The organism is Ruegeria sp. CDSA236 (assembly GCF_059611285.1).
Genome location: NZ_JBXWPG010000002.1, coordinates 316,227 through 336,365, shown reverse-complemented (window position 1 = coordinate 336,365; position 20,139 = coordinate 316,227). Strand labels below are relative to the sequence as shown.

At 58.1% G+C, this 20,139-nt stretch carries 24 protein-coding genes; 1 reads left to right on the top strand and 23 read right to left on the bottom strand.

Translation table 11 applies throughout. The features are described from left to right. Positions 1–11: 11 nt before the first annotated feature. The 22 genes from nuoG to AC2FLB_RS05555 form a co-directional block, all read right to left on the bottom strand. Positions 12–2,033: an NADH-quinone oxidoreductase subunit NuoG gene (nuoG, locus tag AC2FLB_RS05660; RefSeq protein ID WP_496708810.1), complete on the bottom strand. Its 2,022-nt coding sequence runs from the start codon at positions 2,031–2,033 to the stop codon at positions 12–14. A gap of 8 nt (positions 2,034–2,041) precedes the next feature. Next, on the bottom strand, positions 2,042–2,467 hold the full coding sequence (locus AC2FLB_RS05655; RefSeq protein ID WP_142634883.1) for a DUF5333 family protein: 426 nt from the start codon (positions 2,465–2,467) through the stop codon (positions 2,042–2,044). A 20-nt stretch (positions 2,468–2,487) separates the two neighbouring features. Beyond that, positions 2,488–2,892: a DUF5333 domain-containing protein gene (locus AC2FLB_RS05650; protein ID WP_496690848.1), complete on the bottom strand. Its 405-nt coding sequence runs from the start codon at positions 2,890–2,892 to the stop codon at positions 2,488–2,490. Between the two features lie 98 nt (positions 2,893–2,990). Beyond that, a complete protein-coding gene (locus AC2FLB_RS05645; RefSeq protein WP_496690849.1) occupies positions 2,991–3,374 on the bottom strand; it encodes a hypothetical protein in 384 nt (127 codons plus the stop codon). Further along, entirely contained in the window at positions 3,374–3,790 is a 417-nt protein-coding gene (locus AC2FLB_RS05640; RefSeq protein WP_496708809.1) for an MAPEG family protein, read from the bottom strand. The genes AC2FLB_RS05645 and AC2FLB_RS05640 overlap by 1 nt, the downstream gene beginning before the upstream one ends. Before the next feature lie 5 nt (positions 3,791–3,795). After that, positions 3,796–5,094 carry an NADH-quinone oxidoreductase subunit NuoF gene (gene nuoF, locus AC2FLB_RS05635; RefSeq protein ID WP_142635179.1) on the bottom strand — a complete coding sequence of 433 codons (1,299 nt, stop codon included), beginning with the start codon at positions 5,092–5,094 and terminating at the stop codon, positions 3,796–3,798. A 12-nt stretch (positions 5,095–5,106) separates the two neighbouring features. Next, positions 5,107–5,328 (bottom strand): DUF5337 domain-containing protein, encoded by a 222-nt coding sequence (locus tag AC2FLB_RS05630; RefSeq protein ID WP_142634889.1) that lies wholly within the window; start codon positions 5,326–5,328, stop codon positions 5,107–5,109. A gap of 32 nt (positions 5,329–5,360) precedes the next feature. Beyond that, the gene (gene nuoE, locus AC2FLB_RS05625; protein WP_496708808.1) at positions 5,361–6,461 is read right to left on the bottom strand and encodes an NADH-quinone oxidoreductase subunit NuoE; all 1,101 of its coding nucleotides are present in this window, start codon (positions 6,459–6,461) and stop codon (positions 5,361–5,363) included. Then, positions 6,461–6,877 carry a hypothetical protein gene (locus AC2FLB_RS05620; RefSeq protein ID WP_496708807.1) on the bottom strand — a complete coding sequence of 139 codons (417 nt, stop codon included), beginning with the start codon at positions 6,875–6,877 and terminating at the stop codon, positions 6,461–6,463. Before AC2FLB_RS05620 ends, nuoE begins: the two co-directional genes overlap by 1 nt. Next, positions 6,874–8,097, bottom strand: a complete 1,224-nt coding sequence (locus tag AC2FLB_RS05615; RefSeq protein WP_496708806.1) for an NADH-quinone oxidoreductase subunit D — start codon at positions 8,095–8,097, stop codon at positions 6,874–6,876. The genes AC2FLB_RS05620 and AC2FLB_RS05615 overlap by 4 nt, the downstream gene beginning before the upstream one ends. Further along, positions 8,097–8,228 carry a hypothetical protein gene (locus tag AC2FLB_RS05610; RefSeq protein ID WP_496708805.1) on the bottom strand — a complete coding sequence of 44 codons (132 nt, stop codon included), beginning with the start codon at positions 8,226–8,228 and terminating at the stop codon, positions 8,097–8,099. The genes AC2FLB_RS05615 and AC2FLB_RS05610 overlap by 1 nt, the downstream gene beginning before the upstream one ends. Before the next feature lies 1 nt (position 8,229). Then, on the bottom strand, positions 8,230–8,403 hold the full coding sequence (locus AC2FLB_RS05605; RefSeq protein WP_170433422.1) for a hypothetical protein: 174 nt from the start codon (positions 8,401–8,403) through the stop codon (positions 8,230–8,232). Beyond that, positions 8,403–9,008, bottom strand: a complete 606-nt coding sequence (locus AC2FLB_RS05600) for an NADH-quinone oxidoreductase subunit C (RefSeq protein WP_496708804.1) — start codon at positions 9,006–9,008, stop codon at positions 8,403–8,405. The genes AC2FLB_RS05605 and AC2FLB_RS05600 overlap by 1 nt, the downstream gene beginning before the upstream one ends. Before the next feature lie 10 nt (positions 9,009–9,018). Then, the gene (locus AC2FLB_RS05595; RefSeq protein ID WP_037307875.1) at positions 9,019–9,552 is read right to left on the bottom strand and encodes a NuoB/complex I 20 kDa subunit family protein; all 534 of its coding nucleotides are present in this window, start codon (positions 9,550–9,552) and stop codon (positions 9,019–9,021) included. Further along, the gene (locus AC2FLB_RS05590; protein WP_496690852.1) at positions 9,543–9,908 is read right to left on the bottom strand and encodes an NADH-quinone oxidoreductase subunit A; all 366 of its coding nucleotides are present in this window, start codon (positions 9,906–9,908) and stop codon (positions 9,543–9,545) included. Before AC2FLB_RS05590 ends, AC2FLB_RS05595 begins: the two co-directional genes overlap by 10 nt. A 182-nt stretch (positions 9,909–10,090) precedes the next feature. Further along, positions 10,091–10,873: a crotonase/enoyl-CoA hydratase family protein gene (locus AC2FLB_RS05585; RefSeq protein ID WP_496708803.1), complete on the bottom strand. Its 783-nt coding sequence runs from the start codon at positions 10,871–10,873 to the stop codon at positions 10,091–10,093. A gap of 3 nt (positions 10,874–10,876) precedes the next feature. Next, the gene (locus AC2FLB_RS05580) at positions 10,877–11,731 is read right to left on the bottom strand and encodes a hydroxymethylglutaryl-CoA lyase (RefSeq protein WP_142634903.1); all 855 of its coding nucleotides are present in this window, start codon (positions 11,729–11,731) and stop codon (positions 10,877–10,879) included. Between the two features lie 64 nt (positions 11,732–11,795). Beyond that, positions 11,796–13,727, bottom strand: a complete 1,932-nt coding sequence (locus AC2FLB_RS05575; RefSeq protein ID WP_496708802.1) for an acetyl/propionyl/methylcrotonyl-CoA carboxylase subunit alpha — start codon at positions 13,725–13,727, stop codon at positions 11,796–11,798. 10 nt (positions 13,728–13,737) lie between these two features. Further along, positions 13,738–14,406, bottom strand: coding sequence for a hypothetical protein (locus tag AC2FLB_RS05570; RefSeq protein WP_496701731.1), 669 nt, complete (start codon positions 14,404–14,406; stop codon positions 13,738–13,740). A 5-nt stretch (positions 14,407–14,411) separates the two neighbouring features. Continuing rightward, complete coding sequence (locus AC2FLB_RS05565) at positions 14,412–16,016, bottom strand: carboxyl transferase domain-containing protein (RefSeq protein ID WP_496690856.1); 1,605 nt, start codon at positions 16,014–16,016, stop codon at positions 14,412–14,414. Further along, positions 16,013–16,525, bottom strand: coding sequence for a hypothetical protein (locus AC2FLB_RS05560; RefSeq protein WP_142634912.1), 513 nt, complete (start codon positions 16,523–16,525; stop codon positions 16,013–16,015). Before AC2FLB_RS05560 ends, AC2FLB_RS05565 begins: the two co-directional genes overlap by 4 nt. A gap of 5 nt (positions 16,526–16,530) precedes the next feature. Then, positions 16,531–18,057 carry an AMP-binding protein gene (locus AC2FLB_RS05555; RefSeq protein ID WP_496708801.1) on the bottom strand — a complete coding sequence of 509 codons (1,527 nt, stop codon included), beginning with the start codon at positions 18,055–18,057 and terminating at the stop codon, positions 16,531–16,533. A 136-nt stretch (positions 18,058–18,193) separates the two neighbouring features. Here AC2FLB_RS05555 and AC2FLB_RS05550 point away from each other — a divergent pair, with 136 nt between their 5' ends. After that, positions 18,194–18,799, top strand: coding sequence for an OmpW/AlkL family protein (locus tag AC2FLB_RS05550; RefSeq protein WP_142635181.1), 606 nt, complete (start codon positions 18,194–18,196; stop codon positions 18,797–18,799). 52 nt (positions 18,800–18,851) lie between these two features. Here AC2FLB_RS05550 and AC2FLB_RS05545 read toward each other — a convergent pair whose 3' ends face one another. Next, positions 18,852–20,015: an isovaleryl-CoA dehydrogenase gene (locus AC2FLB_RS05545; RefSeq protein WP_496708800.1), complete on the bottom strand. Its 1,164-nt coding sequence runs from the start codon at positions 20,013–20,015 to the stop codon at positions 18,852–18,854. Positions 20,016–20,139 lie beyond the last annotated feature (124 nt).

Sequence of the window (20,139 nt, the reverse complement as noted above, 5' to 3'; positions counted from 1 at the left end):
AGAGTTTCGGTTCATTCCGCCGCGATCTTTTCGCCTTTGCGTGCCTGCGTCTGCGCCGATAGCTCAGCCATCAACTGCGAGGCCCGTGCAATCGGGTTGCTCAGGTAGAAGTCCTTGACGGTGTGACGGAAGCTCGCCTTGCCCAGAGGGCCGAACTTCAGCGCCTGAACCTCGTTTTCGATCACCTCGTCGATACGGGCCAGATGCGGCACCGCCTCGATCAGCGCGGTGCGCAGTTGCGCCAGCGAGTCATAAGGCAGCGTCGCACCCAGTTCGGCAGACAAAGCGCGCAGGATCGCCCAGTTTTCCTTAGCCTCACCTGGTGCAAACCCGGCACGCATCGCCAGTTGCGGGCGGCCTTCGGTGTTCACGAACAGGCCGTTTTCCTCGGTATAGGCTGCGCCCGGCAGGATCACGTCGGCGCGGTGCGCACCTCGATCGCCATGGCTGCCCTGATAGATGACAAAGGCGCCGTCGCCGATTTCAACTTCATCGGCACCGAGATTATAGATCACATCCGCCGCGCTGATTGTATCCATGCCACCTTCGTTGGTGGCATCGACATCCATAGAACCAACACGTGAGGCGGCTGTGTGCAGGACAATCAAACCGCTTTCGGTATTCGCCGCAATGGTTTGCGCAGCGCCTAAAACCGCAGCGCCATCCGCTTCCTGCAATGCACCCTGACCAATGATGACCAACGAGCGTTTGCCCTTGACCTCATCATCTCCGCCCATATCCACCACCTGCTGCAATGCCGCACGATCATCGCCGACATGGTGGTAGTCATAGGTCAGATCGACTGCCGGGCCGACCACAGCAATCTCGGCCCCATACGCCCAGGCTTTGCGAATGCGCGCGTTCAGCACCGGCGCCTCATCGCGCGGGTTGGTTCCGATCAGCAGAATGCGCTCGGCGCAGTCGATATCTTCGATCGCGGCGGTCCCGGCATAGGCCGCGCGGTTGCCCGTTGGCAACTTGGCGCCATCGGTACGGCATTCGACAACCCCGCCCTGCCCTTCAATCATCTGCTTCAGAGCAAACGTAGCCTCGACCGGGGCCAAGTCGCCCACGATACCGACGGGCTTTTCAGCCCCTTTCAACGCCTCGGCCGCTTTGGTCAACGCCTCGGGCCACGTCGCCGGGCGCAGCTTACCGTTTTCACGCAAGTATGGCTTGTCCAGCCGCTGACGACGCAGGCCGTCCCACACAAACCGCGTCTTATCACTGATCCATTCTTCGTTCACGCCATCATGATTGCGCGGCAAAAAGCGCATGACTTCGCGCCCTTTGGTATCCACACGAATGTTCGAACCCAATGCATCCATCACGTCGATGCTTTCGGTCTTGGTCAGTTCCCAAGGGCGCGCGGTAAAAGCATAGGGTTTCGAGGTCAGCGCCCCGACGGGGCACAAGTCGATGATATTACCTTGCAGATTCGAATCCAGCGTCTGGTTCAGATATGACGTGATCTCGGCGTCTTCGCCCCGTCCGGTTTGACCCATCTGAGTGATCCCGGCCACTTCGGTTGTAAAGCGTACGCAGCGGGTGCAACTGATGCAGCGGGTCATCGCGGTGCCAACCAGCGGACCCAGATCCAGATCATCGACCGCGCGCTTGGCTTCCTTAAACCGCGTGCCCGACATGCCATAAGCCATCGCCTGATCCTGCAGATCGCACTCGCCACCCTGATCGCAGATCGGGCAATCCAGCGGGTGGTTGATCAGCAAGAACTCCATCACTCCTTCGCGGGCCTTCTTGACCATGGGCGAGTTGGTTTTGACCACCGGTGCTTGCCCTTCCGGCCCCGGACGAAGATCGCGCACCTGCATCGCACAAGAGGCCGCAGGTTTAGGCGGCCCCCCAACAACTTCGACCAGACACATCCGGCAGTTCCCGGCAATCGACAGACGCTCGTGATAGCAAAAGCGCGGCACTTCGACCCCGGCCTGTTCGCAGGCCTGAATCAGGGTCATCGCACCATCGACTTCGATTTCCTGTCCGTCGATGTTAACTTTGCGGAGGTCAGACATGATTTAAACTACCCTTTCAGGAATGTGCCGATAGCAGATTTTTTGGCGATTTCGCTTCGCCCTGCCGAGCACATCGTATCTGGAACGCCAATCACGATGCCGTTTCCTTGGATATAGCGAATAGCGTCGTCCTGTATCCGCTTCCGCGGCAAATTTCTTTCGAGATAGACAAAATCACTTTCCCGATACCCCTTGGCTTCTAGGTCGTCAGCTACCGTTTTCATGCTTTGCCTGATCTGCGAACGATTGAGCGACAAATTCGGACAACCGCCTGCAATCTGCTCTGCCATAGCGTTGGCAAAGGCCACATCATAGAGGCTCTGCGGAACCTGTGTACGAAACTGAGCGCGAGATGTGTCAGCGTCCAAAGCTTGGCTGGATGTTGACTCGCATCCAGCTAAGACCAAAAGCAAAACACCAGCAAAGCCCATCATCAAAGCTCTGAAACCCATACTCAATTCGCCCTCAAATACACGCCGATGGCGCTGTTTCTTTCAATTTCCGCACGCCCAAGCGTACAGAAAGAATTCGGCCGGCCATACGACACGCCATTTTGGGCCAGATAGGCCTCGCCCTTGGCGCGCATCCGGTCTTTTTCTGCATCCGAATCGACATAGGAGCGGATTTCACTGTCGGAATAGCCCAACTGGTTCGCTTTCGACCGCAAGCCCCACATCACACCAATCGCCTTCATACGCCGCCCGCTGATGGAGGGGCAGTATTCCGAAATTTCGTTCGCGATAGCGATGTAATAGAGTTCGTTGTCGATCTCTTTGACTTCGCGCAAGGGAGGTTTAGCCAAAGCAACCGCAGGCAGTGTCAGCGCCGTTGCAACGGCAAGCATTTTGATACCAGACATGACAAATCCTTTCGTCTTGGAAAGACCAAGACGACGGAGGCCAGCATTGCTATGCAATAGCAATGGGCCTGTCACGGCGTGATATGCAAAAACCCGCTTCATGGACGGCGGCAGCTCCCGGCAAAGGTTAGTCTGTCATCGTTGATCTGAAGGTTTTGTGGTTCGGTATCCGGCCCGACCTTCCAGTCGATCCTGGAGGATCCGAAATTCGCGATGCAAAACTTGGTGCCCTCATAACGGCCGGCCTCGCGTGCACCATCCAATGAGGCAGATACTCCTTTGATCACAACGGTGAAATCCGAAGGAGACGCTTTTTTGTTGATGTGCTTTGCTTTGGCTCTGAACGACTTGCCATCGAATAGAATACGATCTTCCGAAGGCTTAATCAGCCCGCAGGCCGAAACCGCCGCCAACAGTAAAACTGCGCCGATGAAGGAAACATTCTTGGTTCTGGTCACAAGATCAACAGTTCGTTCAATCATTAAAACGCCGCCACCAATGCCATGATCCCCATCACGAACATGCAAAGCCAGGCAACCACGTAAAGAACCGAGCGCAAGCCAGAGTTCGGCTTACCCAGTCCGCGCAGATGAACAAACAGCATTGCCAGACGCGAAACCAGTGCCACCGAGGCGAGCAAGTTTACCCAAAACGGGCTGACCCCCACCAAAATTGCCGCGATCGTAACCGCCGCAAAAGCAGGAAGCGTTTCAGTGCCGTTCAGATAAGCACGGTTCAACCGATAGGCCCTGTCTGAATAATCTTGCTCGGGCGTGGCGCCTGGCGCCAGCCCCTTACCCTGTTTGGCCACTGCCGAAAATGGGGCTAGGAACAGGACGACGAGGGTGAAGATCATCACCGATGCAAGTGCATGGCCATAGTCCGAGAATACTTCCATTTGAATCACTCCGCTGCCATCGCACCCGTGCGGCCCGATTTCTGGGCCTTGATGCGGTCTTCGATTTCTTCCCGGAAATTGCGGATAAGGCCCTGGATTGGCCAGGCTGCCGCATCACCGAGGGCACAGATCGTGTGGCCTTCCACCTGTTTGGTTACGTCAAACAGCATGTCGATCTCTTCCAACTCGGCCTCACCGCGCACAAGGCGATCCATGACGCGCATCATCCATCCGGTGCCTTCACGACACGGTGTGCACTGACCGCAGCTTTCATGTTTGTAAAACTTCGACAATCGCCAGATCGCTTTGATTATATCGGTGGATTTATCCATCACGATCACCGCAGCCGTACCCAGGCCCGAGCCCAGATCGTTGCGCAGGTGGTCAAAGTCCATGATCGCGTCGCGCATGTTCTCACCGCGCACACAGGGCACCGACGAACCACCCGGAATAACCGCCAGCAAATTGTCCCAGCCGCCGCGAATGCCGCCGCAATGGGTTTCGATCAGCTGTTCAAACGGAATCGACATCGCCTCTTCAACGACGCAAGGATTGTTCACATGGCCCGAGATCGCAAACAGCTTGGTGCCCGCGTTGTTCTGACGGCCAAAGCCTGCGAACCAGTCGGCCCCGCGACGCAAGATCGTCGGCACGACCGCAATGGATTCCACATTGTTCACCGTGGTTGGGCACCCATACAGACCTGCGCCCGCCGGGAACGGTGGCTTCATCCGCGGCATGCCCTTTTTGCCCTCAAGGCTTTCGATCAGGGCAGTTTCCTCGCCACAGATATAGGCACCCGCCCCGTGATGCAGGAACAGATCGAAGTCCCAGCCTGACCCAGCGGCGTTCTTGCCCAACAAACCGGCGTCATAGGCTTCGTCAATCGCGGCCTGCAGCGCCTCACGCTCGCGGATGTATTCACCGCGCAGGTAGATATAGCAAGTATGCGCATTCATCGCGAAAGAGGCGATCAGGCAGCCTTCGATCAGCGTATGCGGATCGTGGCGCATGATTTCACGGTCTTTGCAGGTGCCAGGCTCGGATTCATCCGCATTTACCACCAGATAGGACGGGCGACCGTCACTTTCCTTGGGCATGAAGGACCACTTCAGACCGGTTGGAAAACCCGCGCCGCCCCGGCCGCGCAGCCCTGAATCCTTCATCGTCTGGATGATCCAGTCGCGCCCGTTGCCGATCAGGCCAGCGGTGCCGTCCCAATGCCCCCGGGCCTGTGCACCGCGCAATGTACGCTCATGCATCCCGTAGATGTTGGTAAAGATCCTGTCCTGATCCTTCAGCATCATGTGTTACCTTCAGCTGTCCTGACGCATGCGCCAGAGTTGAAAAATGTTGACGCCCGCATAGATGAACCCGGCCAGCGCGGCAAAATCAAACAGCAGCGCATAGCGTCCCGGCAGTTCCATCGCAGGGCCAATGAACATGGTCATGGCAAGCCAGACCAGCATGGTCACGGCGATGACCACTCCGATATGTCGACCCTTGCGGGCCATGGCCTGTTCCTTGTCCTTGTCCATCTTGTCCTAAATGCCCAGAGCGGGCACGCATCCTAGTCTTCGTATGTACCGTCGTCCTTGGCCCGCTTGGCGAACTCGGTTTCTTCACCCGCCGCCAGCTTGGTGGCCTGATCAATCCAGCCGTCTCTCTCGATCCGGCCTTTGAACTTCAGCCGCGCATCAACCCAGGCAACCTGCTCAGGCGTCCATTTGGCGATCTGATCATAATGATAGAAGCCCAGCTCGTTCAGCGTCTTCTCAAGCTTAGGCCCGACACCTTTAAGCAGCTTCAGATCGTCCGACTTGCCGTCCCGCGCATCCGAAAGCGTGTCGGGCTGGTCTTCCGTGACCGCCTTCGCCTCAGCCGCCTGCTGCACCGCAGGTTTGGCCGGTGCGGGCGCCTTGGGTGGTTTCGGAGCAGCCTTGGTCGCCGCCGCCTTGCCATCCTTGCCCAGCCATGGCGTCAGGACCGGAACTTCGGTCCCGTCGATGCGTTTGACGGTATCCCCCAGATCTGAGGCCAACTGAACACTGGCGTTATACTGGGTTCGGCCGCTGTCATATTCGGACAGGCTGGTCAGCCCCTTCAGAGGCTCTGCCGCATAGCGCCCGTTCTGAGGGCCCGGTGTCGGCACTTTGCCAGCGGCCAGATCGTCGATGATCTTGCCAAAACCCTCAGCTGTCAGGTCTTCGTAATAGTCCTTGCCGATCTGCGCCATCGGCGCGTTGGTGCAAGAGCCCAGGCATTCGACCTCTTCCCAACTCAGCTTGCCATCGGCGGACAAAGCATGCGGCTTGGCGGCGATCTTGTCCTTGCAGACCGCAATCAAATCCTCGGCCCCGCAGATCATGCAAGAGGTAGTCCCGCAGACCTGAATATGCGCCACCGAGCCAACCGGCTGCAGCTGAAACATGAAGTAGAACGAGGCTACCTCGAGCACGCGGATATAGGCCATTCCCAGCATGTCGGCGACGGATTCAATCGCCGGGCGGCTCAGCCAGCCCTCCTGCTCCTGCGCGCGCCACAGCAGTGGGATGACTGCGCTGGCCTGACGCCCCTCGGGGTATTTGGTGATCTGCGCTTCGGCCCATTGCTGGTTGGCAGCGGTGAAGGCAAAGCTTTCGGGTTGTTCTGGATGAAGGCGGCGGAGCATTAAGCACATTCCCCATTTTCTGCCAATCCAAGTTTCCATAAATTTGGATCATTTGAATTATTGGACGAGATCACTTTGGCGTCCACTAGATCAAAAATGGCCCACAAAAATGGCTCTTGTCCGGCGGGACAGTTCTCAACGCCTGACCCCGCCAACAATCTAGAATACACCATGCAGCTTTCTGATGAGCTAAGTTTGCTCAACACATAGTTCGAAGCGCGCTCTTCAAGCGATCTGTAGTGCTCGAACACCTCCGGAAACTCGTCAACCGGATAACAACCTTTCGTTGCGCTACAGTCGGCTACTTTCTCCAGAATGTCTGGGGATAAAAAGAGGCAAAAATCACTCAAAGGCGCCGCCGATACCGCATGGCCCATAGGAAGGATAGCTAAGGTAAACGCTAAGAGCTTCTTCACCGATCAATCTCCCCGAACACAACGTCCATGGTGCCGATGATGGCTGCGACGTCGGCCAGTTGGTGGCCTCCGGCGATGTGGTCCATGGCTTGCAGGTGCAGGAAACCCGGCGCGCGCAGTTTGGCCCTGTAAGGCTTGTTGGTGCCATCGGCGACCAGATAGACGCCGAATTCGCCCTTCGGGGCCTCGACGGCGGCATAGACCTCACCCGCAGGCACGTGGAAGCCTTCGGTGTACAGCTTGAAGTGATGGATCAGGCTTTCCATCGAGGTTTTCATATCCGAGCGTTTCGGCGGGGTGATCTTGCCGCGCGCCAAAACATCTCCGGGGCAGTCGCGGATTTTGGCGATGGCCTGACGGATGATGTGCAGCGACTGGCGCATCTCTTCCATGCGGCAAAGATAACGGTCATAGCAGTCACCGTTCTTGCCGACGGGGATCTGGAACTCGAATTCATCATAGCATTCATAGGGCTGCGCGCGACGCAGGTCCCAGGCCAGACCCGATCCACGGACCATGACACCCGAGAAACCGTATTTCTGGATGTCGTCCTCGGTCACCACGCCAATATCGGCGTTGCGCTGTTTGAAGATGCGGTTTTCGGTCAGCAGACCATCAATGTCGTCGAGGATGGTGGGGAATTCGTGGCTCCACGTCTCGATATCGTCCAGCAGTTCCGGCGGCAGGTCCTGATGCACACCGCCGGGGCGAAAATAGGCCGCGTGCAGGCGGGCACCGCAGGCGCGTTCATAGAACACCATCAGCTTTTCGCGCTCTTCGAAACCCCAAAGCGGCGGGGTCAATGCACCCACATCCATCGCCTGCGTGGTCACGTTCAGCAAGTGGTTCAGAATGCGCCCGATCTCGGAATACAGCACCCGGATCAATGAGCCGCGGCGCGGCACCTCGACCCCGGTCAGCTTTTCGATGGCCAGACACCAGGCATGTTCCTGATTCATCGGCGCCACATAGTCCAGACGGTCGAAATACGGCAGGTTCTGCAGATACGTCCGGCTTTCCATTAGCTTTTCGGTGCCACGGTGCAGCAAACCGATGTGCGGGTCGCAACGCTCAACAATCTCGCCGTCCAGCTCAAGTACAAGCCGCAAAACCCCGTGTGCCGCAGGGTGTTGCGGACCAAAGTTAATGTTGAAATTGCGGATCTTCTGTTCTCCGCTCAGCGCGTCCGTGCTGCCGTCATCGTATCTTGAGCCGTCCATCAACGCCCCCGCTTATTCTTTTTTGCATCAGCCCGAACCCGGACCTTTTCGGCCTCGGCCACCTTGGCTGCAGCCCCCGCCAGAAGGACCCCCAGCGCACCCAGCACGATCAGTTCCCCCAGCATCATCATCTCAGCGGCGCTCCAGCTCTTGCAGTTTCAGCCCGACCCACCACAGCAACGCGATCGTGCCAAAGGGGATCAGACAGAGCAGGCACCAGTATTTGTTAATTCCGAAGAACGGCAAAATCTTCACCATCGGGATGATGGTCAGTGCAGATAGGATCAGCCACCAAATGCCACCCATTATTCGCTCTCCTGTTTCTCATCGCCGGGCAGGATGTAATTCGCACCCTCCCACGGAGACATGAAATCAAACTGACGGTATTCCTGCACCAGATTGACCGGCTCATAGACCACACGCTTTTGCGCCTCGTCATAACGGACTTCGGTATAACCGGTGGTCGGGAAATCCTTGCGCAGCGGATAGCCACGAAAGCCATAGTCGGTCAGGATTCGCCGCAGATCAGGATGGCCCGAGAAAAGGATGCCGAACATATCGAACACCTCGCGCTCGAACCAGTTGGCCGAGGGGTGAACGTCGACAATCGACGGCACCATGTCATCCTCACGGATCGACACGCGCAGCCGGATACGCTGGTTCTGGTACATCGACAAGAAGTGATAGACCACATCGAACCGCTTGGCCCGCTCGGGATAGTCAACGGCTGTGATGTCCACCAGGGTCGAGAACTTGCAACTGGCATCGCCGTTCAGAAATTCGATAAATTCCACAAGGTTCGACGGGGCCACGTCCACGTTCAACTCATCATGGGTGACATCCCAGGACAGAACGCAATCGGTCCGTTTGAGTTCCAGCTGCGCGCCGAGTTCTTTGAGTGCTTCGCTCATTGCCTCCTCCTCAGCGTACAATGGTGCCGGTGCGGCGGATTTTACGCTGCAGCTGCATCAGTCCATACAACAGCGCCTCAGCCGTCGGAGGGCATCCAGGCACGTAGATATCGACCGGCACAATGCGGTCACAGCCGCGCACAACAGAATAGGAATAATGGTAATACCCGCCGCCATTGGCGCAGGAGCCCATCGAGATCACATAGCGCGGCTCGGGCATCTGGTCATAGACCTTACGCAGCGCAGGCGCCATTTTGTTGGTAAGCGTTCCGGCCACAATCATCACATCCGACTGACGTGGGGACGCGCGTGGCGCGATACCAAACCGTTCTGCATCATAACGCGGCATCGAGGTGTGCATCATCTCAACTGCGCAACAGGCCAGCCCGAAGGTCATCCAGTGCAACGACCCGGTTCGGGCCCAGTTGATGATGTCCTCCGTCGAGGTCAGCAGAAAGCCTTTGTCCTGCAGCTCGGCATTCAGGGCCTGGGTGGCGACTTCTTTGTCGACGCCGGCGGTGTTTGCACCCGTCATCACTCCCATTCCAGGGCCCCCTTCTTCCATTCATAGGCAAAGCCGATGGTCAGAACGCCCAGGAACACCATCATGGACCAGAATCCGACATCGCTGATGTCTTTGAAAGCCACGGCCCAAGGGAACAGGAACGCAATTTCCAGATCGAAGATGATGAAAAGAATCGCGACCAGATAGAATCGGACGTCGAATTTCATCCGCGCATCGTCGAAGGCGTTGAAGCCGCATTCATAAGCGCTGACCTTTTCAGGGTCGGGATTGCGGACGGCCAGCACCACAGCGGCAAGAATCAAGACGATTCCAAGGCCCGCAGCGACGACCAGAAACACCAGGATCGGGAGGTACTCCCGCAGCAGGTCTTCCACGAATAGCTCCTTTCCTGCGCGTGCCCCGTAGGGGAGCGCCGTCAATTAGCGTGTTGACTGGACATTCTCTATCCGCGCGGGGTCAGAGGGTCAACCAAACACAACCGCATGGCACCCTAATATTCCGTTTCATTCCAGCCGAACTTCGATCCGTGAAACGCCCAAACCGACAGAACGTAAACCTAACTATTCCATACAGGTTTTCGCTTGTCGAAGAATGCGCTGATTCCCTCATGCGCCTCGTCAGTTTCCCAGCGCGCAACCAGCGCCCGGATCGTTTGGTCGATAACGGGATCGTCAACACGCGGCCCCAGACTATGGACCAAGGCCTTGGCCGAGGCCACCGCACCTGGCGCACATGACAAATAGGGTTCAACCTCGGCCTCGACAGCGTCCGCCATATCTTCTGCTGATACCGTTTTTGCCAATAGGCCCAAATCGACGGCCTCGGCCGCGTCAAACAATCGGGCCGACATAAAGACCCGCCGCGCACGTGCCGCCCCCATCCGAGCGACAACATAGGGGCCGATGGTAGCCGGGATCAGACCCAGTCGCGTCTCGGTCAGGCCCATTTTTAGGGTCTCGACACCTATTGCCACGTCGCAGACGGCGGCAAGGCCCACACCGCCACCAAAGGCGTTGCCCTGTAACGCTCCGATCAGCGGTTTGGGCATCACATTCAACGCCTGCAACATCTCGGCCAGTTTGCGTGCTTCGACAAAGCGTGTCTGAGGATCCGCTGCCATCTGGTCCTGCATCCAGCCCAGATCCCCACCGGCACAAAAGCTTTTGCCTGCTCCGGTCAGAACGGCTACGCGCACAGTGCCATCGCTGCCCAACTGCACCGCCGCTTGTGTCAGTTCCCGGATCATCTGCGCGGACATCGCATTATGCTTCTCCGGGCGGTTCAGCGTCAGGGTTGCAACGCCACGTGGATCAACCGTGACCGAGATCGTTTCAAACATCGCCTACTCCGCCCTCATGGCCAGTGCCATTTGTGCCGCTTGTTCCACGATCCCCAGATCAAGCCCCGTTTCGTATCCAAGACGCTCTAGATGCGCGACCACGGCTTCGGTGGCCACGTTCCCTGCGGCGCCGGGTGCATAGGGGCAACCGCCCAGCCCCCCGACTGCTGAGTCAAATGTCCGCACGCCCAGCGCCAATGCAGCGTCGATATTGTCGATGGCCCGACCATTGGTGTCGTGGAAATGTCCCGCCAAGCGGGTAACAGGCACCGTCTCACGCACCGCCAGAAGCATATGGGCGATAGTGTCCGGTGTTCCCTGCCCGATCGTATCCCCCAGCGATACCTCATAGCAGCCCAGCGCAAATAATGTGTCCGCAATCTCGGCCACCTTCTCGGGTGGGGTCGGACCATCATAGGGGCAGTCGGTCACGCAGGACACGTAACCGCGCACTGGCAGGTCAATATGGCGCGCAGCCTCTAGGATCGGTTTGAACCTCTCAATGGATTCGGCGATGGTCGCGTTGAGATTGGCCTTCGAGAACCCTTCCGAGGCAGATGCGAATACGGCAATCTCATCCGCTTTGGCAGACAAGGCGTCCTCGTACCCGCGCATATTCGGCGTCAGCGCCGCATAACGCACCTTACCAACCCGCTGGATCCCGGCCAGAACATCGGCACTGCCAGCCATCTGGGGCACCCATTTCGGAGACACAAAACTGGCAACTTCGATCCGATTGAAGCCTGCCTTGCTCAGGCAATCGATCAGAGCGACCTTCTCGGCAACAGGAATTTCCCGCTGTTCGTTCTGCAGCCCATCACGTGGCCCTACTTCAAAAATGTCGACCCGTTCACCCATAGTTTTTGCCTCCCGTTATGCCGTGTTGTCCCGACTGTGCCACGTTGCGGCGCAGCGGGACAGATCATTCCTCCTCCAGCCGGACCAGCGCCGCGCCGGCCTCGACCTGAGCGCCCGTTTCGGCCAGCACCTCGGCGATCACGCCATCACGGGCAGCCAGCAAGGAATGTTCCATTTTCATCGCTTCCAGAATGGCCAGTCGATCACCCTCTGAAACGGCTTGCCCTACGGTGGCGAACATGGCCTTGACCAGACCGGGCATCGGCGCCTCGACCACATTGGTATCACCCAAGGCGCTTGCATCGCGATCCAGCGGATCGACATGCTCAAACACTTGCCCATAGTCATCGAATACTGTGATTGTCGCACCAGCCAGTGCCACGGGCGGCATCGGGCGGTCATCAATGTACCAGCCTCCATTGCGCCGTTGCGCCAGAACCGTTGTGTCCTTGATCTGCCAGACCTGCCGGTCAGGTCCTTCGACCTGTACGTCTAGATCAATGAGCTCGCTATCGCACTTCAACTGGACGGCCCGGTGCAGCGGCGCCCACAGGCTGAAACCCGTGTCGGGCCCGGTCTCGACCAGATCAAGCGCCGTCATGGCTGCTGCAACAATCAAGCGCGCGCGCGCATCAGAAGTTCGGACCAGCCCGTCGATATCCCGACCGATCAGCCCGGTATCGACATCGCCCGCCGCAAATCCAGGTTGCCGGGTCAGCGCGCCAAGAAACGAGAGATTCGTGACCGTCCCGGCAACCTCGGTCCGCCGCAGAACCCGGTGCAGGTTTTCCAGCGCCACTGCACGCGTCGGGCCATGCACCACGACCTTGGCAATCATCGGATCGTACCAGTGGCTGATTGTATCGCCGGACCGCACTCCGCTATCGGCGCGGCATTCCGCAGGAAAGCGCAGATGTGTCAGCGTACCTGTTGCGGGCAGAAACCCTTTGGGCACGTCCTCGGCGTAAAGCCGGGCTTCGAACGCATGCCCGTTGATCGTCAGGTCATCCTGCGTTTTTGGCAACGCTTCACCCGAAGCGACTCGCAACTGCCATTCGACCAGATCAACGCCGGTAATCGCCTCGGTCACGGGGTGTTCCACCTGCAAGCGCGTGTTCATCTCCATGAACCAGAACCGATCCGGGCGCAGCCCGTCCGATGCATCGACGATGAACTCAACCGTGCCTGCGCCCTTGTAGCCAATCGCCTCGGCGGCGCGCACGCCCGCCTGCCCCATGGCCTCACGCATTTCAACCGTCATTCCGGGCGCCGGTGCTTCTTCGATCACCTTCTGGTGCCGCCGCTGCAGCGAACAATCGCGTTCGAACAGATGCACCGCCTGGGTGCCATCGCCGAACACCTGCACCTCGATATGCCGGGGCTTGGAAACGAATTTTTCGACCAGAACGGCATCGTTGCCAAAGGCGGTTTTCGCCTCTCCCCGCGCACTGTCTAGAGCCTCAGTAAAGTCTTCGGGGTGCTCTACCAGCCGCATCCCCTTGCCGCCGCCCCCCGCAACGGCTTTGATCAGCACTGGATAGCCGATAGTCTGGGCCGCGCCCGCCAGATGATCAGGGTCTTGGTTATCGCCGTGATAACCCGGAACCACGGGCACGCCCGCCTGCTCCATCAACACTTTTGCCGCGTCTTTGAGGCCCATCTTGCGGATCGCATCCGCCGAGGGCCCGATAAAGATCAGACCCGCAGCCTCAACCGCGTCAACGAAACCGGGGTTTTCAGACAGAAACCCATAGCCGGGGTGGATCGCCTGCGCGCCTGTATCCAACGCTGCCTGAATGATCACATCACCCTTTAAATAGCTGTCCGCCGGGGCCGCTCCACCGATATGCACCGCCTCATCCGCCATTTGCACATGCTTGGCCGAGGCGTCCGCGTCCGAATACACTGCAACACAGGACACACCCATTTTCTGAGCCGTTTCCACCACCCGACAGGCAATCTCGCCCCGGTTAGCAATCAGGATTTTGTTGAACATTGATCGCCTCCTACCACCATGACCCACTCTTTTCGTCTGTCAAATGCACGCGAACAAAGTTCGGCAACGGCCATGCATCCCGATCCATGCCGCTAATCTTGCCAAGATGACCATCGCGATATGCGTGGTGATAAAGTTCGGGGTGAATAGTGATCTCGATCTCAGCCAGCGCGCCTTCGACCTTAGTCTTTGTTCTGTCAATTTCGTCCGCAAGCTTGGCTTCATCGCTTTTACCCATCAAGATGCGTGGCAAAGCGATGTCACCGAACACTTTCTTCCCTACGGATAGGGCGATTGCCAAAATTAAATTACCGACCAATCCGCCAACGATATCCACAGCCGAGTTCAATCCGAAACTCCAACTCAACCAACCACGCTTACCCTTCTCGGCTGCGAGTTCTGCACGCATCCGATCAAATTCACGCGCAAAAACCTGGCGAAATTCGCGCGCAAACCGAACGCGACTGAAATCGTCTCGCCCAGAGAATATCTTTAACGCCGGGCGAACGAAGTAGCCGCCATTCGACCGATCAACAAATTCCTCGAAATCAAAGAGAAAAAAGTAGTCCTCCGGATCGCGAGAGTTGTGCACCAGAAAAACAGAAATCTCGGCTCTTTTAGTGAGGTCCGGCACTTTGACCTCAGGCATGGTATCAAGAATTTTCTTTTTTAGATTCATCGTATCTACATCCTGAACACGCCGAAACGTGTCTCTTCAATCGGGGCATTCAGGGCGGCACTCAGCGACAAGGCCAGAACATCGCGACTTTTGCGCGGGTCGATGATGCCGTCATCCCACAGCCGGGCCGAGGCATAGAGTGGGTGAGATTGTTCCTCGAACATATCCAATGTTGGGCGCTTGAATTCGATCTCTTCCTCAGCCGACCAACTGCCACCCTGCCGCTCGATCCCGTCTCGTTTGACGGTGGCCAGCACGCCCGCCGCTTGCTCGCCCCCCATTACGGAAATACGCGAGTTCGGCCAAGTCCACAGGAACCTGGGCTGATAGGCCCGCCCCGCCATGCCATAGTTCCCGGCCCCGAAAGAGCCGCCCACCAGCATGGTGATCTTGGGCACCGAAGTTGTGGCAACGGCTGTCACCATCTTTGCCCCGTGCCGCGCGATGCCTTCGTTTTCGTATTTGCGGCCCACCATAAAGCCGGTGATATTTTGCAGGAAGACCAGCGGGATTTTGCGTTGCGAACACAGCTCAACAAAATGCGCGCCCTTTTGGGCCGCCTCCGAGAACAGCACGCCGTTGTTGGCGATGATCCCAACGGGGCAGCCTTTGACATGGGCAAACCCGGTCACAAGCGTCTCACCAAAGCGCGGTTTGAATTCATCGAACCGAGAGCCATCGACGAGCCGCGCGATCACCTCGCGGATATCATAGGGCGTGCGCAGGTCGGCGGGAACAACGCCCAGAATTTCCTCGGGGTCATAAGCCGGGTCTTCGGGGCTGGCCCAATCCACGGTCTGCGGTTTGCGCAGATTCAGAGAACGCACCGCCTGCCGCGCCAAGGCCAGCGCGTGGGCGTCGTCCTCAGCCAGGTAATCGGCCACGCCGGACAGACGGGTATGGACGTCGCCACCGCCCAGATCCTCGGCGCTGACAACCTCCCCGGTCGCGGCCTTGACCAAAGGCGGACCTGCCAGAAAGATCGTGCCCTGATCTTTGACGATGATCGTCACATCCGACATCGCGGGCACATAGGCCCCGCCCGCCGTACACGAACCCATGACCACCGCGATCTGAGGGATACCCTTCGCGCTCATCCGGGCCTGATTATAGAAGATGCGGCCAAAGTGGTCGCGGTCGGGAAAGACCTCATCCTGGTTGGGCAGGTTCGCCCCGCCGCTGTCGACCAGATAGATACAGGGGAGTTGGCTTTCCTCGGCAATCTCCTGCGCGCGCAGGTGTTTCTTGACCGACATCGGATAATAAGTGCCGCCCTTCACGGTGGCGTCGTTGCAAACCACCATGACCTCGCGCCCCTGCACCCGGCCAATGCCCGCAATCACACCAGCGCTTGGCGCGGCATCGCCATACATCCCATGCGCCGCCGTCGCGCCGATTTCCAGAAACGGGGACCCTGGGTCCAGCAGGTTCGCAACCCGGCGCCTGGGGAGCATCTTGCCACGGGATTCATGCCGCGCGCGGGATTTTTCACCCCCGCCCAGACGGGCCGCTTCCGCAGCGGCAGAGATTTGCGCCAGCGCGTCGAGATGGGCCGCGCGGTTTGCTTTGAAACCCTCGGAGGCGGGCATGGATTTGGATGTGAGTTTCATTCCTGAACCTCTCTTTGAGCGTAAATCTGGAGTCGCTGCGCCGTACGCGCGTCTGCGAGGCGCATCGCCTCGGACAGCACACTGGTCAGTTGCGGTGGAACCGTAGGGCTTGGATCAAGGCGTATTGCCGGTTCTTTTGCGCGGGCAAATGCGAATCGGTAACTTCGGGATCGAAATGTGCCAGAGATGGTCTCGGGAAGATTCGTGATCGTTTTTTGTCGAATTTCGTCGATACTCATTTCGAGTTTAGAAAAGCACTGGTCCTGACTTTCCAGAATACCAACAGAACAAACATCGATTGCGAGCCCCGCACAAAGCGCCACATCCTGAGACGCTGCACCACGAACGTCAATCAATGTGCTTTCATCGGTCACTTTTTCCAGTGTCTCAATTAGGACCTCCGAAAAGGTTTGAAGGCATGATTTCATCAACGCATCAGCAAGGCGAAAATCTCCAGCTGCAACGAAAGACGGAAATGTTGCAAAGAAAAATGCGATGCTGACTAACATTCGACTCATTGCCTTACCTCACCCACCGCACGCGCCTTCAAATCCTTCCGGATCACCTTCCCCGTCACCGTCATCGGCAATTCTTCCAGAAACGCCACTTCGCGCGGATAGGAATACTGCGCCAGACGATCCTTGACCCAATCCTGCAACTCTCGCTCCGCAACCGTGGCTCCCGGTTTCAACACGACATAGGCCTTCACAATCTCAGTCCGCAAAGGATCAGGTTTACCGACCACACCAACTGTCGCCACCGCCGGATGGGTCAACAGGCAATCCTCGATCTCAGCAGGGCCGATGCGATACCCGGCGGAAGTGATCACATCGTCATCGCGGCCAACAAAGCGTAAGTACTCACCCTCCCACATGCCGCGATCTCCGGTGATCAGCCAATCGCCGCGGAACTTCTCGGCCGTGGCCTCAGGTCGGTTCCAGTATTCCAGCAGCATCGAGGCCGAGCCTCGGCGGATGGCCACGTCGCCCTCTTGATCTGTGGGCTGGCCATCCTGGTCGATCACTGCAACTTCATGCCCAGGAACCGGTTTACCGATGCAACCCGGGCGCACCGGAAAATCCTCAGCGCAGGAAGACACGACCATGTTGCATTCGGTCTGACCGTAGAATTCGTTGATCGTCAGGCCGAACGCCTGCTTCCCCCATTCCAACATCTCGGCACCCAGCGGCTCCCCTCCGGAAGCGACCGAGCGCAGACCGGGGATCGCCTGATCCGTGGCCTTGAGCATCCGCAATGCGGTAGGCGGAAAGAACACGTTCCGTACCCCGCCACGTGCGATCACATCCGCACAGGCCTCGGGGGTGAATTTCTCGAGCCGGGCCGCGACCACCGGAATGCCCAGCGCCAGCCCTGGCATCAACACATCGAACAACCCGCCAATCCATGCCCAGTCGGCGGGCGTCCACAGACAGTCATCTTCGCGCAGATGGTTGTGGCTGATCGAGACCCCCGGCAAATGGCCGGTCAAAACCCGATGCCCATGCAGCGCGCCTTTGGGGCTGCCGGTTGTGCCGGAAGTATAGATCAGAACTGCCGGATCCTCGGGACCGGTATCCGCAAAGGGCACCGGATCATCAGACGGAGCTATCTGATCGACCCGAACCGGTACGGCCAAATCCCCCAGCAGTGCAGCACCCTCTGCATCTGTCAACACCAGTTGCGCCCCTGCATCCGCGACACGCGAGGCCAGCGCGTCATGTTTGAACAATTTAAACAAAGGCACCGAAATCGCGCCGATCTTCCAGATCGCAAGATGCGCCGCCGCGCAGCCGGGTGACTGGCTGAGCAGTACTCCAACGCGATCCCCAGGCCGCACCCGATCGAGCAAGGCGAGTGCGATGTCATCGGCCAAGCGTCCGAGTTGTGCAAACGTGACGACCTTGCCCTCACCCCCGGTCAGATCGATGATCGCCGTCTGCTCTGGGGGCTGTTCCAAGCATTGCCGCGCCATGTTCAACCGGTCCGGCAGGTCCCAGCCCCCACCCTGATGCAAACCAGGTATGCCTTCAGCGGGACACATTGCCGAAACCCTTTGTTTTTCTAGGTCTTTTCTGAATCGAGCCACCAAAGACGGTCACGGGAATTTGATGCAGATCAGAGTCGGCGGGCTTTGCTTCATGCAAAACCCGGTCATCAACAAATCCAAAGGCCGTAAAATGACCAAGAAACTCGCCGCTTTGACCCTTTCGACCGCGCTCGTCGCGTTTGCTGCGCCCGTTTTCGCCCAAAATCAGGGCGACTGGACCGTTGGTGTCGGTGTCGGCTATCTCGACCCGAAATCCGACAATGGGTCCCTCGCCGGGCTGGATGCAGATGTCGATTCCGACACACGCCCGATCTTTACTGCCGAGTATTTCGTTCGGGATAATCTGGGTATTGAGCTGCTGGCCGCCACACCGTTCAGCCATGAGGTCACACTGGGTGGCAGCCTCGACGCAGGGACCGTCAAACACCTGCCGCCCACACTGTCGCTGAACTATCACTTCCCGACCAACTCGGTCTGGAAACCCTATGTCGGCGCGGGCATCAACTATACCATCTTCTTCGACGAAAAATCGGCTCTGGGTGATCTTGAGCTCGACAACTCGGTCGGCCTCGCACTGCAGGCCGGTCTGGACTATATGGTCACCGAAAAAGGCGCTGTTCGTCTGAACGTTCGCTGGTTCGATATCGACTCGGATGTCACACTGAACGGTGCCGATATCGGCACCGCTGAAATCGATCCTTGGCTGGTCGGCGTATCCTACGTTCACCGCTTCTGATCCTTTACACAGAACGCCCTGCCGTTACCTCGTCGGCGGGGCGTTTTTTTGCTCAGAGCATTTCGTTCATCAGTTCCCGTCCGATCAGCATCCGGCGGATTTCGCTGGTGCCGGCTCCGATTTCCATCAGCTTGGCGTCGCGGAATATGCGGCTGACCGGCGAATCCGACAGGAACCCCGCGCCGCCCATAGCCTGAACTGCCTGATGGGCCTGCGTCATGGCCTGTTCCGAAGCATACAGACAGCACGCTGCCGCATCTTGCCGGGTCACATCCCCACGGTCACAGGCCTTGGCGACCTCGTAGACATAAGCCCGGGCTGAATTCATGGCCGTGTACATGTCTGCAATCTTGCCTTGCATCAGCTGAAAGCTGCCAATCGGTTTGCCGAATTGCTTGCGCTCGGCCAAATACGGCATGACTTCGTCCAGACAGGCGGCCATGATTCCGGTTCCGATCCCGGCGAGCACAACGCGTTCGTAGTCCAGCCCTGACATCAGAACCGCGACACCCTTACCCTCTTCGCCCAGAACATTTTCAAAGGGCACCTCGACGTCATCAAAAATCAATTCCGCCGTGTTTGATCCGCGCATGCCCAGCTTGTCGAAATGGGGCGACGTGGAAAAGCCCGTCATCTCTTTTTCGACCAGAAAGGCGGTGATCCCTTTGGATCCAGCATCAGGATCCGTCTTGGCGTAAACGACCAGAGTATCCGCGTCCGGCCCGTTCGTGATCCAGTACTTGCTTCCGTTCAGCCGGTAGTGGTCGTTGCGCTTTTCCGCCTTCAGCTTCATCGAAACGACGTCTGATCCGGCGGACGCCTCAGACATGGCCAGCGCGCCCACATGTTCGCCGGAAATCAACCGAGGCAGATATTTCGCCTTTTGCTCTGGGCTGCCGTTCAGCTTGATCTGATTGACGCACAGGTTTGAATGCGCCCCGTATGACAATGAGATTGAGGCAGAGGCCCGGGCCACTTCTTCGACCGCGACGGTATGGGCCAGATAGGACAAGGCCGCGCCACCATATTCCTCGGGCACTGTAATTCCCAGCAGGCCCAACTCACCCATCTCGCGCCAAAGTTCATTCGGAAACGCGTTCGAGGCATCGACCTTCGCGGCCATCGGCTTCACCCGCTCTTGCGCCCAGCGATGCACCATTTCACGCAGTGCGTTCACATCTTCACCCAGATCGAATTGCATGGCCGCCGTGAACATCGAACTCTCCCAGTAAATGAACGATTGTTCAAATAATCTGCCATGACCATGAACCCGGGTCAAGCGCTGACCGAAAAAGGTTCACCCGCGAGCCGATCCGGAGCGTCACAAATTCACCATACTC

Excerpts from the sequence above, each read along its gene's own strand:
- nuoG (WP_496708810.1), bottom strand. The coding sequence starts at position 2,033 with ATGTCTGACCTCCGCAAAGTTAACATCGACGGACAGGAAATCGAAGTC.
- AC2FLB_RS05655 (WP_142634883.1), bottom strand. The coding sequence starts at position 2,467 with ATGATGGGCTTTGCTGGTGTTTTGCTTTTGGTCTTAGCTGGATGCGAG.
- AC2FLB_RS05650 (WP_496690848.1), bottom strand. The coding sequence starts at position 2,892 with ATGTCTGGTATCAAAATGCTTGCCGTTGCAACGGCGCTGACACTGCCT.
- AC2FLB_RS05645 (WP_496690849.1), bottom strand. The coding sequence starts at position 3,374 with ATGATTGAACGAACTGTTGATCTTGTGACCAGAACCAAGAATGTTTCC.
- AC2FLB_RS05640 (WP_496708809.1), bottom strand. The coding sequence starts at position 3,790 with ATGGAAGTATTCTCGGACTATGGCCATGCACTTGCATCGGTGATGATC.
- nuoF (WP_142635179.1), bottom strand. The coding sequence starts at position 5,094 with ATGCTGAAGGATCAGGACAGGATCTTTACCAACATCTACGGGATGCAT.
- AC2FLB_RS05630 (WP_142634889.1), bottom strand. The coding sequence starts at position 5,328 with ATGGACAAGGACAAGGAACAGGCCATGGCCCGCAAGGGTCGACATATC.
- nuoE (WP_496708808.1), bottom strand. The coding sequence starts at position 6,461 with ATGCTCCGCCGCCTTCATCCAGAACAACCCGAAAGCTTTGCCTTCACC.
- AC2FLB_RS05615 (WP_496708806.1), bottom strand. The coding sequence starts at position 8,097 with ATGGACGGCTCAAGATACGATGACGGCAGCACGGACGCGCTGAGCGGA.
- AC2FLB_RS05610 (WP_496708805.1), bottom strand. The coding sequence starts at position 8,228 with ATGATGATGCTGGGGGAACTGATCGTGCTGGGTGCGCTGGGGGTCCTT.
- AC2FLB_RS05605 (WP_170433422.1), bottom strand. The coding sequence starts at position 8,403 with ATGGGTGGCATTTGGTGGCTGATCCTATCTGCACTGACCATCATCCCG.
- AC2FLB_RS05600 (WP_496708804.1), bottom strand. The coding sequence starts at position 9,008 with ATGAGCGAAGCACTCAAAGAACTCGGCGCGCAGCTGGAACTCAAACGG.
- AC2FLB_RS05595 (WP_037307875.1), bottom strand. The coding sequence starts at position 9,552 with ATGGGAGTGATGACGGGTGCAAACACCGCCGGCGTCGACAAAGAAGTC.
- AC2FLB_RS05585 (WP_496708803.1), bottom strand. The coding sequence starts at position 10,873 with ATGTTTGAAACGATCTCGGTCACGGTTGATCCACGTGGCGTTGCAACC.
- AC2FLB_RS05580 (WP_142634903.1), bottom strand. The coding sequence starts at position 11,731 with ATGGGTGAACGGGTCGACATTTTTGAAGTAGGGCCACGTGATGGGCTG.
- AC2FLB_RS05575 (WP_496708802.1), bottom strand. The coding sequence starts at position 13,727 with ATGTTCAACAAAATCCTGATTGCTAACCGGGGCGAGATTGCCTGTCGG.
- AC2FLB_RS05570 (WP_496701731.1), bottom strand. The coding sequence starts at position 14,406 with ATGAATCTAAAAAAGAAAATTCTTGATACCATGCCTGAGGTCAAAGTG.
- AC2FLB_RS05565 (WP_496690856.1), bottom strand. The coding sequence starts at position 16,016 with ATGAAACTCACATCCAAATCCATGCCCGCCTCCGAGGGTTTCAAAGCA.
- AC2FLB_RS05560 (WP_142634912.1), bottom strand. The coding sequence starts at position 16,525 with ATGTTAGTCAGCATCGCATTTTTCTTTGCAACATTTCCGTCTTTCGTT.
- AC2FLB_RS05555 (WP_496708801.1), bottom strand. The coding sequence starts at position 18,057 with ATGTGTCCCGCTGAAGGCATACCTGGTTTGCATCAGGGTGGGGGCTGG.
- AC2FLB_RS05550 (WP_142635181.1), top strand. The coding sequence starts at position 18,194 with ATGACCAAGAAACTCGCCGCTTTGACCCTTTCGACCGCGCTCGTCGCG.
- AC2FLB_RS05545 (WP_496708800.1), bottom strand. The coding sequence starts at position 20,015 with ATGTTCACGGCGGCCATGCAATTCGATCTGGGTGAAGATGTGAACGCA.